General features: G+C 70.9%; 12 protein-coding genes and 1 pseudogene. 7 read left to right on the forward strand and 6 right to left on the reverse strand.

Annotated elements, in window-relative coordinates; genetic code table 11:
- Positions 1-215 precede the first annotated feature (215 nt).
- Positions 216-1,394: a DUF3631 domain-containing protein gene (locus ACF088_RS03160; protein ID WP_392373631.1), complete on the reverse strand. Its 1,179-nt coding sequence runs from the start codon at positions 1,392-1,394 to the stop codon at positions 216-218.
- Between the two features lie 592 nt (positions 1,395-1,986).
- Positions 1,987-2,181 carry a helix-turn-helix domain-containing protein gene (locus tag ACF088_RS03165; RefSeq protein ID WP_358978449.1) on the reverse strand — a complete coding sequence of 65 codons (195 nt, stop codon included), beginning with the start codon at positions 2,179-2,181 and terminating at the stop codon, positions 1,987-1,989.
- A 121-nt stretch (positions 2,182-2,302) separates the two neighbouring features.
- Between ACF088_RS03165 and ACF088_RS03170 the strand changes: the two genes are divergently transcribed.
- Together ACF088_RS03170 and ACF088_RS03175 are read left to right on the forward strand one after the other, a co-directional pair.
- Complete coding sequence (locus tag ACF088_RS03170; RefSeq protein ID WP_392373632.1) at positions 2,303-2,803, forward strand: helix-turn-helix domain-containing protein; 501 nt, start codon at positions 2,303-2,305, stop codon at positions 2,801-2,803.
- Positions 2,804-2,827: 24 nt separating this feature from the next.
- On the forward strand, positions 2,828-3,946 hold the full coding sequence (locus tag ACF088_RS03175) for a tyrosine-type recombinase/integrase (protein WP_392373633.1): 1,119 nt from the start codon (positions 2,828-2,830) through the stop codon (positions 3,944-3,946).
- A 108-nt stretch (positions 3,947-4,054) separates the two neighbouring features.
- On the opposite strand, the gene ychF is transcribed toward ACF088_RS03175, so the two are convergent.
- Positions 4,055-5,143 carry a redox-regulated ATPase YchF gene (gene ychF, locus ACF088_RS03180; RefSeq protein WP_392373634.1) on the reverse strand — a complete coding sequence of 363 codons (1,089 nt, stop codon included), beginning with the start codon at positions 5,141-5,143 and terminating at the stop codon, positions 4,055-4,057.
- A 598-nt stretch (positions 5,144-5,741) separates the two neighbouring features.
- On the opposite strand from ychF, the pseudogene ACF088_RS03185 reads away from it, so the two are divergent.
- A pseudogene (locus ACF088_RS03185) lies at positions 5,742-6,080 on the forward strand (DUF6542 domain-containing protein); the annotation flags it as partial.
- Between the two features lie 13 nt (positions 6,081-6,093).
- On the opposite strand, the gene ppgK reads toward ACF088_RS03185, so the two are convergent.
- Complete coding sequence (gene ppgK / locus ACF088_RS03190) at positions 6,094-6,987, reverse strand: polyphosphate--glucose phosphotransferase (protein WP_392373635.1); 894 nt, start codon at positions 6,985-6,987, stop codon at positions 6,094-6,096.
- Between the two features lie 84 nt (positions 6,988-7,071).
- Positions 7,072-8,103 carry a 4-hydroxy-3-methylbut-2-enyl diphosphate reductase gene (locus ACF088_RS03195; protein ID WP_392373636.1) on the reverse strand — a complete coding sequence of 344 codons (1,032 nt, stop codon included), beginning with the start codon at positions 8,101-8,103 and terminating at the stop codon, positions 7,072-7,074.
- 83 nt (positions 8,104-8,186) lie between these two features.
- Between ACF088_RS03195 and ACF088_RS03200 the strand changes: the two genes are divergently transcribed.
- The 4 genes from ACF088_RS03200 (at position 8,187) to ACF088_RS03215 (ending at position 12,343) form a co-directional block, all read left to right on the forward strand.
- Positions 8,187-9,719, forward strand: a complete 1,533-nt coding sequence (locus ACF088_RS03200; RefSeq protein ID WP_392373637.1) for an APC family permease — start codon at positions 8,187-8,189, stop codon at positions 9,717-9,719.
- 108 nt (positions 9,720-9,827) lie between these two features.
- Complete coding sequence (xseA, locus tag ACF088_RS03205) at positions 9,828-11,063, forward strand: exodeoxyribonuclease VII large subunit (protein ID WP_392373638.1); 1,236 nt, start codon at positions 9,828-9,830, stop codon at positions 11,061-11,063.
- A gap of 29 nt (positions 11,064-11,092) precedes the next feature.
- Positions 11,093-11,389: an exodeoxyribonuclease VII small subunit gene (locus ACF088_RS03210; RefSeq protein WP_392373639.1), complete on the forward strand. Its 297-nt coding sequence runs from the start codon at positions 11,093-11,095 to the stop codon at positions 11,387-11,389.
- 360 nt (positions 11,390-11,749) lie between these two features.
- A complete protein-coding gene (locus tag ACF088_RS03215; protein ID WP_392373640.1) occupies positions 11,750-12,343 on the forward strand; it encodes a malonic semialdehyde reductase in 594 nt (197 codons plus the stop codon).
- 236 nt (positions 12,344-12,579) lie between these two features.
- On the opposite strand, the gene ACF088_RS03220 is transcribed toward ACF088_RS03215, so the two are convergent.
- Entirely contained in the window at positions 12,580-13,116 is a 537-nt protein-coding gene (locus ACF088_RS03220) for a DUF4245 domain-containing protein (RefSeq protein ID WP_392373981.1), read from the reverse strand.
- Positions 13,117-13,236 lie beyond the last annotated feature (120 nt).

The raw sequence follows: 13,236 nt of genomic DNA on the forward strand, positions 1-13,236 counted from the left end.
CGGGCGGGGGCGTTGTCGGTGCCCGTTTCGGACATGGTGGCGCTCCGGTGGTCGTGTGCGGTTGGGCCTCGTCACGTCCGTTGCATCCGTCCCGTAGCTGGTCAGGACAGGTACGGAGGCGGTCGCAGGTACGGAGTGATCCGTATCGGCAAGGAACTCCGTCCCCGCGCTGACCTGCGCGGGGACGGATGCGACGGATTGATACGGAGCTGGTGTCAGCGAGTGGGCTTGGGGCCGGCAGGTCCGCTGGGCGGACCGATGGGCAGCGTCCCGGTGGGAGGGGCGGGCGGCTTGCCGTGGGTTGGCCGTGCGAGCGCGGCCTCGTCGGCTGTGGGGGCCGGCTGCGCAGGGTCAGGGCAGTAGCGAGCCCAGGCGTCGAAGAACTGGTTGCGGGCGTACGCCTTGGCCTGCCTGCCGTTCTCGAAGCGGTGGTTGGCCGGGCTGATGCCGAAGTCGCGGAGCAGGTTGGCGAGGTGGTAGGCGTTCAGGCCCTTGGTGCCGTACTCGGCCCACGGCCCCTCCGCGTCCTGGAGGAGGGCGGCGAGCAGGTCCTGGCTGCGCAGAGCCTCCTTGTTGCCCTCCTGCTCGAACACGCGGCGGACGTCGCGCAGCAGCCGCGTCTTCAGCGTCGTCTGCTCGTCCTGGACCACCTCGTTGCGCGTCATCGCCAGGCAGGCGGCACGGGCCCGCGAGGGCCAGTGACCGCCGGCCAGGTCAGCGACGATCACCAGCGGCTCCCATGTGTCGGCGGCGCGGTCCTCGACCGGCATCTGCGGAACCAAGCCCGCGGCGGTGCTCCGCAGCGGGGCCAGCCAGGCGGTCAGCCGGTCGCGCAGAGCGTGCAGTTCGGGCAGCGAGTACCGCGAGCGGAATGGAGTGATCCGCTCGCCCGGCTTACGCTTCTGCATGCGGATGACGACCGCCCGGTCCATGATCGTGTCCGGTAGGTTGCCGATCCCGGCGAGCGCGGCCATGGCGAAGGTGGGAAACGCCGTCGGCTTGTGCTCCGGCCCGGAGATCCGCCAGGCGGGTCGGTTGCGCTGGTGCCCGGCGTTCAGCAGGCCGCGAAGGTCCTCCTTGTCGCCGGCCTTAGGGCCGAAGATGGTGTCGGCCTCGTCCACCAGCAGCGTCGGCGGGTTCTTGCCGATGACACGGAAGACCACCGCAGGCGACGTGTTCACCGTCATCATCGGCTGGTGCACGGTCTCGTGGAGTACGTCCAGGACTCGGGACTTGCCGCACCCCTTGGTCGGCCCCACCACCGCCAGCCGTGGCGCGTGCTGGAGGGCGGGCTGGATGTGGGAGGCCGCCACCCACAGCGTGACCGCCGTCAGGGCCTCGTCGCTCGGCAGCACCGCGTACCGGCCGATCGCCGCACGTAGGTCATCCAGCAACGCGGCTCCTTCGTCGGCCGTCTCGCTGCTCGTACCGGCGCGGTCCCCGGTCCCCGATTCACCGTCGGGGACCGGGGACCGCGTAGATGCGTGGGGACCGTGGCCCTCGCCATCTACTCGCAGCGCGCCGCGCTGGTCCGAGATTCGGGGACCGGGTTCGGGGACCGGCGGACCGAAAGTCTCCGACCGGTCCCCGCCTTCCGCGCCGACGGGACCGGTCCCCAAGGCGCTGACCTGCCCATATTCCGTGCGGGGGGAATTTCGGTCCCCGACCGGAACACCCGTCGAAGCATCACGGCTGGCGTGTGCAGCAGGGGACCATGACTCCGTTCGGTCCCCGCTTCGGTCCCCGTTGCGCCAGGGGATGCCCTGGCCGGGGACCGCGGTGGTGGGCCAGACAACCTTGGATGTGTTCGAGGTGGCGGGGGACGTAGAGTCCTCCATAGACGTTCCTCTCAAGTGAGGGACGGGACGGGCAAGGTCCCGCCCCTCACCGGTTCGTTCGTTCAGGGATGGGCGACGTGCAGGGGAATCTCCGGCCCTCGGCGTAGGCACGCCGAGGGCCGTTGCTGTGTCCGGACCTCCCGGCGGATCATGAGGCCAGGCCCCACTCGTCTCGGCCGTCGATCAAGGTGCGCTCGTAGCGCAGCAGCTCGGCCTCGGGGTACAGCACCCGCTTGCCGACCTTGATGCCGAGCGGCCCCTTCTTGATGTGGCGCCAGTAGCGGACGGTGCTTTCGGCTGTGCGGTAGCGCTCGGCGACCTCGGCGGTGGTCAGATATCGCATGCATTCCCATTCGGCTAGGAAGTGATTCGATCCGCATAGAGTTGTACCCCAGGATCGGCGGTTACCCAAATCGGGAAGCTCATGATTCAATTGGGATAGTTACGGTGACGATGGAGGTTCGATGGCAGGCGACAAGCCCGAGGGTGGCGAGGTGCCCCTGCTCTACAGCGAGGGGAACGTGGCCGCGCGCGTGGCCCTGGAGCGCGAGGTCAGAGGTTGGAGCACGACCGAGCTGGCCGAGCGGGTGACCAGGGCCGGCGTCAGGATGAACCAGACAGCGGTCTGGCGCATCGAGAACGGCACGCCTCGCCGGCGCATCAACCTCGACGAGGCCCTCGCCTTTACGCGGGTCTTCGAACTCCCCCTCGAAGAGCTCATGTCACCGCCCCTGGAGGGCCTCGACATCGATAGCCGCCGGCTCGTCCAAGAGGCCGTCGAAGCGTTCTACGAGACCCGAGACGCACGCGACCGCCTGCACCACGCCGTGGTCGCCATCGCCAATCACGTCAAGGCTCACCCCGACAGCTCGCGGGCGATCCACGAGCAGTGTCTCCGCCTCATGGGCGACGAGCGGGACGCTCGCATCCTCACCAGTGACATCGAGGACGGCGGCCACTATTGACAACCGACATGAAGGAGAAGCCACTTGGCCAACATCCAGAAGCGCCCCAACGGCAAATGGCGTGCTCGCTACCGCGACCTCGACGGCAAGGAGCACGCTCGCCACTTCGACCGCAAGATCGACGCCCAGCGGTGGCTCGACGAGGTCACGGCCAGCGTGGTCACCGGGCAGTACGTCGACCCGCGGTCGGCGAAGAAGCCCTTCAAGGAGTACGCGGAGGAATGGCGGGCCATCCAGCCGCACCGGCCTTCCACGGCCAAGGCGGTGGCCCAGCACCTGCGCTGCTACGTCTACCCGACCTGGGAGAAGCGGGCACTCGGCGCCATCAAGCCCGGCGACGTACAGAGCTGGGTCACCAGGCTGACCACCACGCACGGGCTGGCCGCCAGCACCTCACGCACGGTCTTCAACACGGTCAACGCCGTCTTCCGGGCGGCCGTCCGTGACCGGATGATCCCTCACAACCCGTGCGCCGAGGCGAAGCTACCGTCGGTACCACGGAAGAAGGTCGTGCCGCTGGCCGTCGAGCAGGTGCGGTCGCTGTCCGAGGAAATGCCCGCCCGATACAAGGGCCTCGTGCTGCTCGGCGCGGCCACCGGGCTCCGCCCCGGCGAGCTCTTCGGCCTCCAACTCCGGCACGTGGACCTGCTGCACGCGACCGTCTCGGTCGAGCAGCAGATCCAGCAGGCCGCCAAGCATGGGGTGTACGTCGGACCGCCGAAGACCGCGCGCTCACACCGCACGGTTCCGCTCCCCCGCATGGCAGTGGATGCGATGAAGGCCCACCTGCGGGACTTCCCCGCCGATGGGCCCGAGAGCTGGATCTTCACGGCGCCGCAAGGCGGGCCTGTGGTCTACACGCACTTCATGGACGGGTCCTGGCGGCCCGCCTGCGAGAAGGCCGGCATACCGAAGGGCACCGGACCCCATGCCCTCCGGCACCACTACGCCAGCCTGCTGATCAAGCACGGCGAGTCGGTGAAGACCGTCTCTGAGCGCCTCGGCCACACCAACGCGGCCATGACGCTGAACATCTACACCCACCTGTGGCCCGACTCCGAGGAGCGGACCCGGGCCGCCGTCGACAAGGCGTACGCGGACCGCCCTGCGGACGGCGAGACGGCGGTCGACGAAGCGGCGTAGCCGCTCCCCCGCGTGCCGGACTCATCCAGCGCGCTGCGGACTCTGCGCGGACAGCAAAGGCCGCCCAACCCGCTCCGTCGCAGGTCAGACGGCCATTCACCGGACGTCTTAGACGTTGAAGCGGAACTCCACCACGTCCCCGTCCTGCATCACATAGTCCTTGCCCTCCATGCGGGCCTTGCCGGCCGCGCGGGCTTCGGCCACCGAGCCGGTTTCGACGAGGTCGGCGAAGGAGATGACCTCGGCCTTGATGAAGCCCTTCTGGAAGTCGGTGTGGATGACTCCGGCGGCCTCGGGGGCGGTGGCGCCCTTCTTGATGGTCCAGGCGCGGGTTTCCTTGGGGCCGGCCGTCAGGTACGTCTGCAGGCCGAGGGTGTTGAAGCCGACGTGGGCGAGGGTGGCCAGGCCCGGCTCCTCCTGGCCCACGGACTGGAGGAGTTCCAGGGCCTCGTCCTCGTCCAGCTCGGCGAGGTCGGCCTCCAGCTTGGCGTTCAGGAAGATGGCCTCGGCGGGGGCGACCAGGGCGCGCTGCTCGTTCTTGAAGTCCTCGTCGGTCAGTTCGTCCTCGTCGACGTTGAAGACGTAGAGGAAGGGCTTGGTGGTGAGGAGGTGGAGGTCGTGCAGGAGCTCTTCGCTGCCGGAGCCCTGGACGATTCCCGCGGAGAACAGCGTGTCGCCCTTCTCCAGGATCGCCTTGGCCTCCTCGACCGCCTTGACCTTCGGGGCCACGTCCTTCTTGATGCGCGACTCCTTCTGGAGACGCGGCAGCACCTTCTCGATGGTCTGGAGGTCGGCGAGGATCAGCTCGGTGTTGATGGTCTCGATGTCGTCCTTGGGCGAGACCTTGCCGTCGACGTGGACGACGTTCTCGTCCTTGAAGGCGCGGATGACCTGGCAGATCGCATCGGACTCGCGGATGTTCGCGAGGAACTTGTTGCCCAGGCCCTCGCCCTCGGAGGCGCCGCGGACGATGCCCGCGATGTCCACGAAGTCGACGGTGGCGGGGAGGATCTTCTGGGAGGCGAAGATCTCGGCCAGCTTGGCCAGCCGCGGGTCGGGGACACCGACGACGCCGACGTTCGGCTCGATGGTGGCGAACGGGTAGTTGGCCGCCAGCACGTCGTTCTTGGTCAGGGCGTTGAACATGGTCGACTTGCCGACATTCGGCAGACCGACGATTCCGATCGTGAGCGACACGTGGCGACTCGACTTCCGAGCGAGAGGTGGTGGGGTGGGCACGGCCCCGGGAGGGCCGATCCACCAGTCTACGGGGCGGCCGGGGCCGAGCCGCCGCCACCGGGGCCGAGCCGCCGCCCCCGGGACCGGCCGCGCCCCCGTCCGGCTCCGGACGCGGAACGAATCCGCACCGAGCTCGGCCCAAAGCGCGTGTCCCGTAGCCGGTTAATCCCACTTAGCGGCCTACCGTTGACGAGTGGAGCAACACGAAGCGCGCACCCCCCAGCACAGCCCGCCGCGGTCCGCACGTCCGCCCGCGGGCCAGGACGCCCGGCTCCCGCGCCCCGCGGAGGCCGTGGCCCCCGACCCCGACGACGATTTCCTCACGGCGATGCGGGCCTCCGGGTTCGCGGCCGTACCGGCGTCCGCACCCGCGGGCGTGCGGACCGCGGCGCGCGGTCCCGCGCCGGCCGGTCCCCTCCGCGCGCCCGCCCGGGTGCCCGGGGCGGCGGCCCCGGGACGCGCCCCTGCCCCGCTGGAGGGCGTGGAGTCCGCAACGGTCTACCGGGCGCGCCCGCAGCGCCCCGTGCCGTCCCCGCCCCCCGCCCTGCGGCGCCGGATGCCGGCGGCCAAGCTCACCGGGCTCGGCTGCTGGCTGCTGGCGACGCTGGCGCTGCTGGCCTTCGCCTTCCTGGACCGGCTGCTGCTCGGTGGCGCACCCGCCCCGTACGGCGTCTGCTATGTGCTGGTCGGTGTCGGTGCGGCGCTCTGGGTCAGGCCGTATGACCTGGTCATCGCGCCGGTCACGCTGCCGATCGCGTTCACACTCGGTGCGCTGCCGCTCCAGCACGGCGCGGGCGGGTTCGACGGGCTGCTGATGGGCGTTTTCACCGTCCTCGCGCTGAACGCCGGCTGGCTCTATACCGGCACCCTGATCAGCGCGCTGCTCGCGATCGTCCGCCGGGTGCTGATCATCGCCCGGCGTCGGGCCAGCCGACCGGCGAGTCGACCGCAGAGCGCACCGCGCGGTCCGCAGGACCGGCAGGCGGGGCGGACGCCCGAGGGGGAGCGGCCGCGGCCGGGGAACCGTCCGCGGCAGGTGGCTCGCCAGCCCGAGCGGCGTACGCAGCCATCGCGGCACCCACAATCCCCGCATTGTTCTGCAGCTGAGCCGGCACGATCTCCGCGCTGACGTTCTCGATCAGCGGCAGGAACTTCTCCGCCTTGCGGCTCACCCCGCCGCCGATCACGAACAGCTCGGGTGAGAAGAGCATCTCCACATGGGCGAGGTACTTCTGGACCCGGTGCGCCCAGTGCTGCCAGCTCAGCTCCTCGTCGTCCTTGGCCTTGGTGGAGGCGCGCTTCTCGGCGTCATGGCCGTGCAGCTCCAGGTGGCCGAGCTCGGAGTTGGGCACCAGGCGGCCGTCGGTGAAGAGGGCGCTGCCGATGCCCGTGCCGAGGGTGAGCACGATGACCGTGCCGGTCCGGCCGCGGCCGGCGCCGAAACGCAGTTCGGCCAGGCCGGCCGCGTCCGCGTCGTTGAGCACCGTGACAGGGGTGCCGCCGGCCTCGCCGCCGAGCCGCGCGGTGAGCAGTGCGGCCGTGTCGAGCCCGATCCAGCCCTTGTCGACATTGGCGGCGGTACGGGTCGTCCCGTCGGTGACGACACCGGGGAAGGTCGCACCGACCGGCCCCGACCATCCGAAGTGGTCCACGACCTCTTTGACGCCGTCCGCGACCGCATCCGGGGTGGCCGGATGCGGGGTCAGCACCTTGTAGCGCTCCTCCGTGAGCTCGCCGCGCTCCAGATCCACCGGGGCACCCTTGATGCCCGATCCACCGATGTCCACACCGAAGACCTTCATGGGAAAAGGCTAGGCGTCGGCGGGGCGGCTCGCCCCCGGGATGCACCGACCGGTGGCCCGGAAGGCGAGGCGAACGCGGCGGGCTCAGTCCTCGGTTGCCGCCTTGGCCTCGGCGCGCAGGTCCCGGCGGAGCTCCTTGGGCAGCGAGAAGGCGATGGACTCCTCGGCGGCCGTGATGGTCTCCACGTCCTCGTAGCCGCGCTGGGCGAGCCAGTCCAGGACGCCGTGGACGAGCACGTCGGGGACGGAGGCGCCGGAGGTGACACCGACCGTGCCGACGCCCTCCAGCCAGGCCTCGTCGATCTCCTCGGCGTAGTCGACCAGATGGGCGGTGCGGGCGCCCGCACCCAGCGCCACCTCGACCAGGCGGACGGAGTTCGAGGAGTTCTTGGAGCCGACGACGATGACGAGATCGGCCTCGGCGCCCATCTGCTTCACCGCGATCTGGCGGTTCTGGGTGGCGTAGCAGATGTCGTCGCTGGGCGGCGAGAGGAGGTTGGGGTAGCGGCCCTTGAGGGCGCCCACCGTCTCCATGGTCTCGTCGACCGAGAGGGTGGTCTGGGAGAGCCAGACGACCTTGTCCGGGTCGCGGACCTCGACATTGCCGACGTCCTCGGGGCCGTCGACCAGCGTGATGTGCTCGGGCGCCTCTCCGCTGGTGCCGATGACCTCTTCGTGGCCCTCGTGGCCGATCAGGAGGATGTCGTAGTCCTCCGCGGCGTAGCGGACGGCTTCCTTGTGGACCTTGGTGACCAGCGGGCAGGTGGCGTCGATGGTGGCGAGCTTGCCGCGCTTGGCCTCTTCGTGGACGACGGGCGCCACGCCGTGCGCGGAGAAGATGACGATGTTGCCCTCGGGCACCTCCTCCGTCTCCTCGACGAAGATGGCGCCCTTCTTTTCGAGGGTTTTCACGACGTACTTGTTGTGGACGATCTCGTGGCGTACGTAAACGGGGGCGCCGTACTGCTCAAGGGCCTTCTCCACAGCGATCACGGCGCGGTCCACGCCCGCACAGTAGCCACGGGGGGCGGCGAGCAGGACCTTGCGCTGGTCGCTGCGGCGCGAAGCGTCTTCGCCCGAGGTGGTGGCGGGCGTCGGGCTGGGCGAGGAAGTCATGCGTCCCATCGTAAAGGCGTGGCCCCGCCCCGGAAGATCGCGCCGTTGTCCGAGACTGGGGCGGCACGGAGCGAGGAGGCAGGATGCCGGGCACGAGCGGCGGCACAGGCGGCGAGCGGTCGGGTGGCAGGCAGTCGGGCGGCGCTGCGGACACCGCCGCCGGCGGGGGCGGGGGCGCCCCCGGTGCGCTGCGGCGGACGCTGACATTCCGGGATCTGGTCGTCTACGGTCTGCTGTTCATCGCCCCGATGGCGCCGGTCGGGATCTTCGGCACACTGCAGGCCGTCTCGCACGGTGCGGTCACCGCCGTCTACCTCGTCGCGACGGTCGCGATGGCGTTCACCGCGTACTCGTACGCCCAGATGGTGCGGGTCGCCCCGCAGGCCGGTTCGGTCTATACGTACGCCCGGGTGGGGCTGGGCGAGGGTGCGGGGTTCGTCGCCGGGTGGATGGCGATGCTGGACTACCTGCTGATTCCGGCGGTGGCGTACCTGTTCTCCGGGATCGCGCTGCATGCGCTGGTGCCGTCCGTGCACCAGTGGGTGTGGACGGCGCTGGCGGTCGCCGTGACCACGCTGCTGAATCTGTGGGGCGTGCGGACGGCGGCCCGGGTGGGCTTCGCGGTGCTGGCGATGGAGATCGTGGTGCTCGCGGTGTTCGTGGTGTCGGCGGTCGCCGAGCTGATCGCGCACGGGGCGCAGCGGGGCTGGGCCGAGCCGCTGACCGGCGAGGGCGGGTTCTCGGTGCGGGCGGTGCTGGCCGCGGTGTCGGTGGCGGTGCTGTCGTATCTGGGCTTCGACGCGATCGCGTCGTTCGCGGAGGAGGCCGGGGGACCGGCGCCTGCCGGGACGGAGGGCGCCGGGCCGGAACGGGTGACCGACGGGCCGGAACGGGTGGCCGACGGGCCGGAACGGGTGGCCGACGGGCCGGGCCGGGTGGCGCGGGCGGTGGTCACCTGTCTGGCGGTGGCCGGTGTGCTGTTCGCGGCGCAGACCTATCTGGCGGCACTGCTGATGCCGGTGAGCCCGGCGGAGCTGGCGGCCCGGCCGGGGGAGCAGGGCGGCGCCTTCTACGCCACGGTCGACGCGTCGGTGGGCCGCTGGCTGCACGACCTGGTGGCGGTGAGCAAGGCCATCGGCGCGGCGTTCGCGGCGCTGGCGGGGCAGGCGGCGGCCGGCCGGCTGCTGTTCGCGATGGCCCGGGACCGGCGGCTTCCCGGCGCGATGTCGAAGGTGGACGCGGGCAGCGGGGTACCGCGCCGGGCGCTGCTGGGCGCGGCGCTGGTGTCGCTGGCGGCGGCGGTGTGGGCGGCCCGCAGGGACGACGGGCTCGACCAGCTGTCGTCGGTCGTGAACGTGGGAGCGCTGACGGCTTTCGGGCTGCTGCACGCGTCGGTGGTCGGCTGGTTCTGGGTCCGCCGGGCGGACGGGACGCCGAGCGTGCTGCGGCATCTGGTGGTGCCGTTGCTGGGGCTGGCGGTGGTGGTCGCGGTGATCGTCGAGGCCTCGGCCGCCGCGCAGGCCGTGGGCGGGGCCTGGCTGGTGGTGGGGCTGATGGTGCTGGCGATGCAGTACCGGGGGTGGGTGCGCGGGCGGTCGGACGGGGCGCGGGGCTGACGAGAGCGGCGGCGGAGGGCACCCGAGGGGGGCGGCAAGGGGACGGCCGCCGGACCACGTACCGCGCGAGCGCCGCCACTGTCGGTGCCCGCCGCTAGTCTCGCTCGTATGGCTGTTTCTACGTCCCCGGAAACGCCGATCCCGGTCGGCGAGGTGTCCCGGCTCATCGGCGGTTGGATCGACCGGCTCGGCGCGGTGTGGGTCGAGGGGCAGATCACCCAGCTCTCGCGGCGCCCGGGCGCGGGGGTGGTCTTTCTGACGCTGCGTGACCCGTCGTACGACATCTCGGTGAGCGTGACGTGCTACCGCCAGGTCTTCGACAAGGTCGCCGACGTGGTGAGCGAGGGCGCCCGGGTGGTGGTGCACGCCAAGCCCGAGTGGTATGCCCCGCGCGGGCAGCTGTCGCTGCGGGCCGCGGAGATCAAGCCGGTCGGGGTCGGTGAACTCCTCGCCCGGCTGGAGCAGTTGAAGAAGTCGCTGGCGGCGGAGGGGCTGTTCGCCGCGGACCGCAAGAAGCCGCTGCCGTTCCTGCCGCAGCTGATCGGGCTGGTCTGCGGCCGGGCGAGCGCCGCCGAGCGGGACGTCCTGGAAAACGCCCGACACCGCTGGCCGGCCGTCCGCTTCGCGGTGCGCAATGTGCCGGTGCAGGGGGTGCATGCGGTCCCGCAGGTGGTCGCGGCGGTCCAGGAGCTGGACGCGCTGCCCGAGGTGGACGTGATCATCGTCGCGCGTGGCGGCGGCAGCGTGGAGGATCTGCTGCCGTTCTCCGACGAGCAGCTCGTCCGGGCCGTGAGCGCGGCCGTGACGCCCGTCGTCTCGGCGATCGGCCACGAGCCGGACACCCCGCTGCTGGACCTGGTCGCCGACCTGCGCGCCTCGACGCCGACGGATGCGGCCAAGAAGGTCGTGCCGGACGTGGGCGAGGAGCTGGCCCGGGTCCAGCAGCTGCGGGAGCGGGCGCTGCGCGCCGTCGACGGCTTTCTGCAGCGGGAGGAGCGGGGGCTCGCGGCGGCGCTGCAGCGGCCGTGCATACAGCGGCCGCAGCGGATGGTCGAGGACCGCGAGGAGCAGGTCACGGCGCTGCTGGAGCGCGGCCGGCGGACCCTGGGGCATCTGCTGGACCGTGCCGACTCGGAGCTGACGCACACCCTGGCCCGGGTGGTCGCCCTCTCCCCCAAGGCGACGCTGGAGCGCGGCTACGCGGTGCTCCAGAAACCGGACGGCACGGCGGTGCGCTCCCCGGACGAGGTCGGCTCGGACGACGCGTTGCGGGCCCGGGTGGCCGAGGGCGAGTTCAGGGTGCGGGTGGACGGCGTCCCGGGCGCGGTCACACCCCCCGAATAGTGCAAAGGCAGACTCTTAGGGTGGGAGACATGGCGAAGGCGAAGACGGATGGCGCGGCGGACACGGAGCAGGGTGCGGCGGCCGGCGCGGCGGCCCGGGTGGAGTCGGTGGACTCCACGCTGGGCTATGAGCAGGCGCGGGACGAGCTGATCGAGGTCGTCCGCAGCCTGGAGGCGGGCGGCACGACACTGGAGGAGTCGCTCGCACTGTGGGAGCGCGGCGAGGCGCTGGCGAAGGTCTGCCGACGCTGGCTGGACGGCGCACGGGCACGGCTGGACGCGGCGCTGGCGGAGTCGCCGGACGGGCCGGAGGCGGAGCGCGCATAACGGGCCGGAGCGCTGCCCGAGACCGGGCAGGCCGGTGTGCTGCCCGAGACCGGGCAGGGCCGACGTGCTGCGCGAGCCCGGGCAGGCCGACCGGGGCGGAGCGCGCGGGTCGGGCAGGGGTGGAGCACACAGAGCGGCGGACCCCGCCGGACAAGGCCCCGGCCGGCCCCTCCCCCGCCGGAAAGACCGCAAGGGCAAGGCAAACCCCTGTGAACCGCCTCACAGCACCCGCATTTTAGTTGAAGCTTAATCTATCTGGATTACAGTGGTTTCCCGTAAGCCCCCTGCAGTACGTGCATGATCACTACTGTCTGCAGTGCCACAGATCCTGAACCCCAGCCCACTCACCGAGGTGCCTTTATGTCTCTCGCCCTTGACGCCGCCGCTCAGGACCTCCTGTTCCGGGAGGCCCAGACCGCCAACACGTTCACGGACGAGCCGGTGACGGACGAGCAGGTCCAGGCCATCTACGACCTGGTGAAGTTCGGCCCGACCGCCTTCAACCAGTCGCCGCTGCGGATAACCCTGGTCCGTTCCCAGGAGGCCCGTGAGCGCCTGGTCAACCACGCCATGGGTGCCAACGGCCCGAAGACCCTCGGCGCACCGCTGACCGCGATCCTCTCCGTGGACCTGGAGTTCCACGAGAAACTGCCGCAGCTCTTCCCGCACGCCCCGGGCATCAAGGACTCCTTCTTCTCCGAGGCCGCGCGCCGCGAGGTCGCCGGGACCCAGAACGCCACCCTCCAGGCCGGTTACTTCATCGTCGGCATCCGCGCCGCCGGCCTGGCCGCCGGCCCGATGACCGGCTTCGACTTCACCGGCGTCGACAAGGAGTTCTTCGGCGACGGCAAGCAGAAGTCGTTCCTCATCATCAACATCGGCAAGCCGGGCGCCGACGCGTTCTTCCCGCGCTCCCCGCGACTGACCTTCGACGAGGCCGTCGCCACCGTCTGAGCAGGCGCCCCGCCGGGACCTGCAGGAACCCGCAGGGAACCCGTAGCGAACCCGTAGCGAACTCGTAGAAGTCCCGATGCGAGCCCCCTGGGGAAGCCGTAGCGCACCGGCTCCACGCACCGATGAGGCCGCCGCACCCTTCCCGGGTACGGCGGCCTCATCGGTGTCTTGATCGTCTTGATCGTCTTGATCGTCTTGATCGTCTTGATCGGTCTCTTGCCCGGCGGCTGCGCCGGTCAGGTCTTCTTCGCCACCAGCGCGGCGGCCAGGTCGGCGAGCCGCCCGTAGGGCGCGGTGCCGGTGACGACCGTGGTCACCCCGGACTCCTCGCGGACCAGCGCGTTGTACTTGTCGCCCTTGTAGCGGTCCCACTTCTTGCTGCCGACGGCCTGCTTGCCCTCGGCCTTGGTCGCGCCGAGCGTGACCTCCTGTATGAACTTCCGCGGCATGGCGTCGCTCTGCTCGATGGCCGCGTACTCCTGCTCCGGGTCGAGCATGCCCAGGTGCCAGGCACCGCCCTTGCCGTCCTCGTTCGCCTTGTACGAGACGGAGGTGGCACGCCAGGTCTTGGGCAGCCCTTCGGGCGCGGCGACCGGGTAGGGCGCCGCCCGCCGGGCCGTGATCAGTTCGACGCGGTAGTCGACCTTCTTGACCGCGTTCTTCGCCGCGTCCGCGCTCTCGTCGTGCGGGATGAAGAGATAGATCGCCCCGACGAGGATGCCGATCACCGCCAGCGACAGGACCATGTCCCGCACCGTTTGCCTGCCTCGCATACCTGCCACGCCCCTATGGTCCCCCATCCCCGCCGCGGCCCCGACAGGCCCCCCGGCAAAGGCCGTCACCCGCGCACATACCCAGGCGACCGACTCCCCCGCCGGTGCTCATGCGTAGGG

It is taken from the genome of Streptomyces sp. NPDC015125 (assembly GCF_043080045.1).
Lineage (GTDB): Bacteria > Actinomycetota > Actinomycetes > Streptomycetales > Streptomycetaceae > Streptomyces.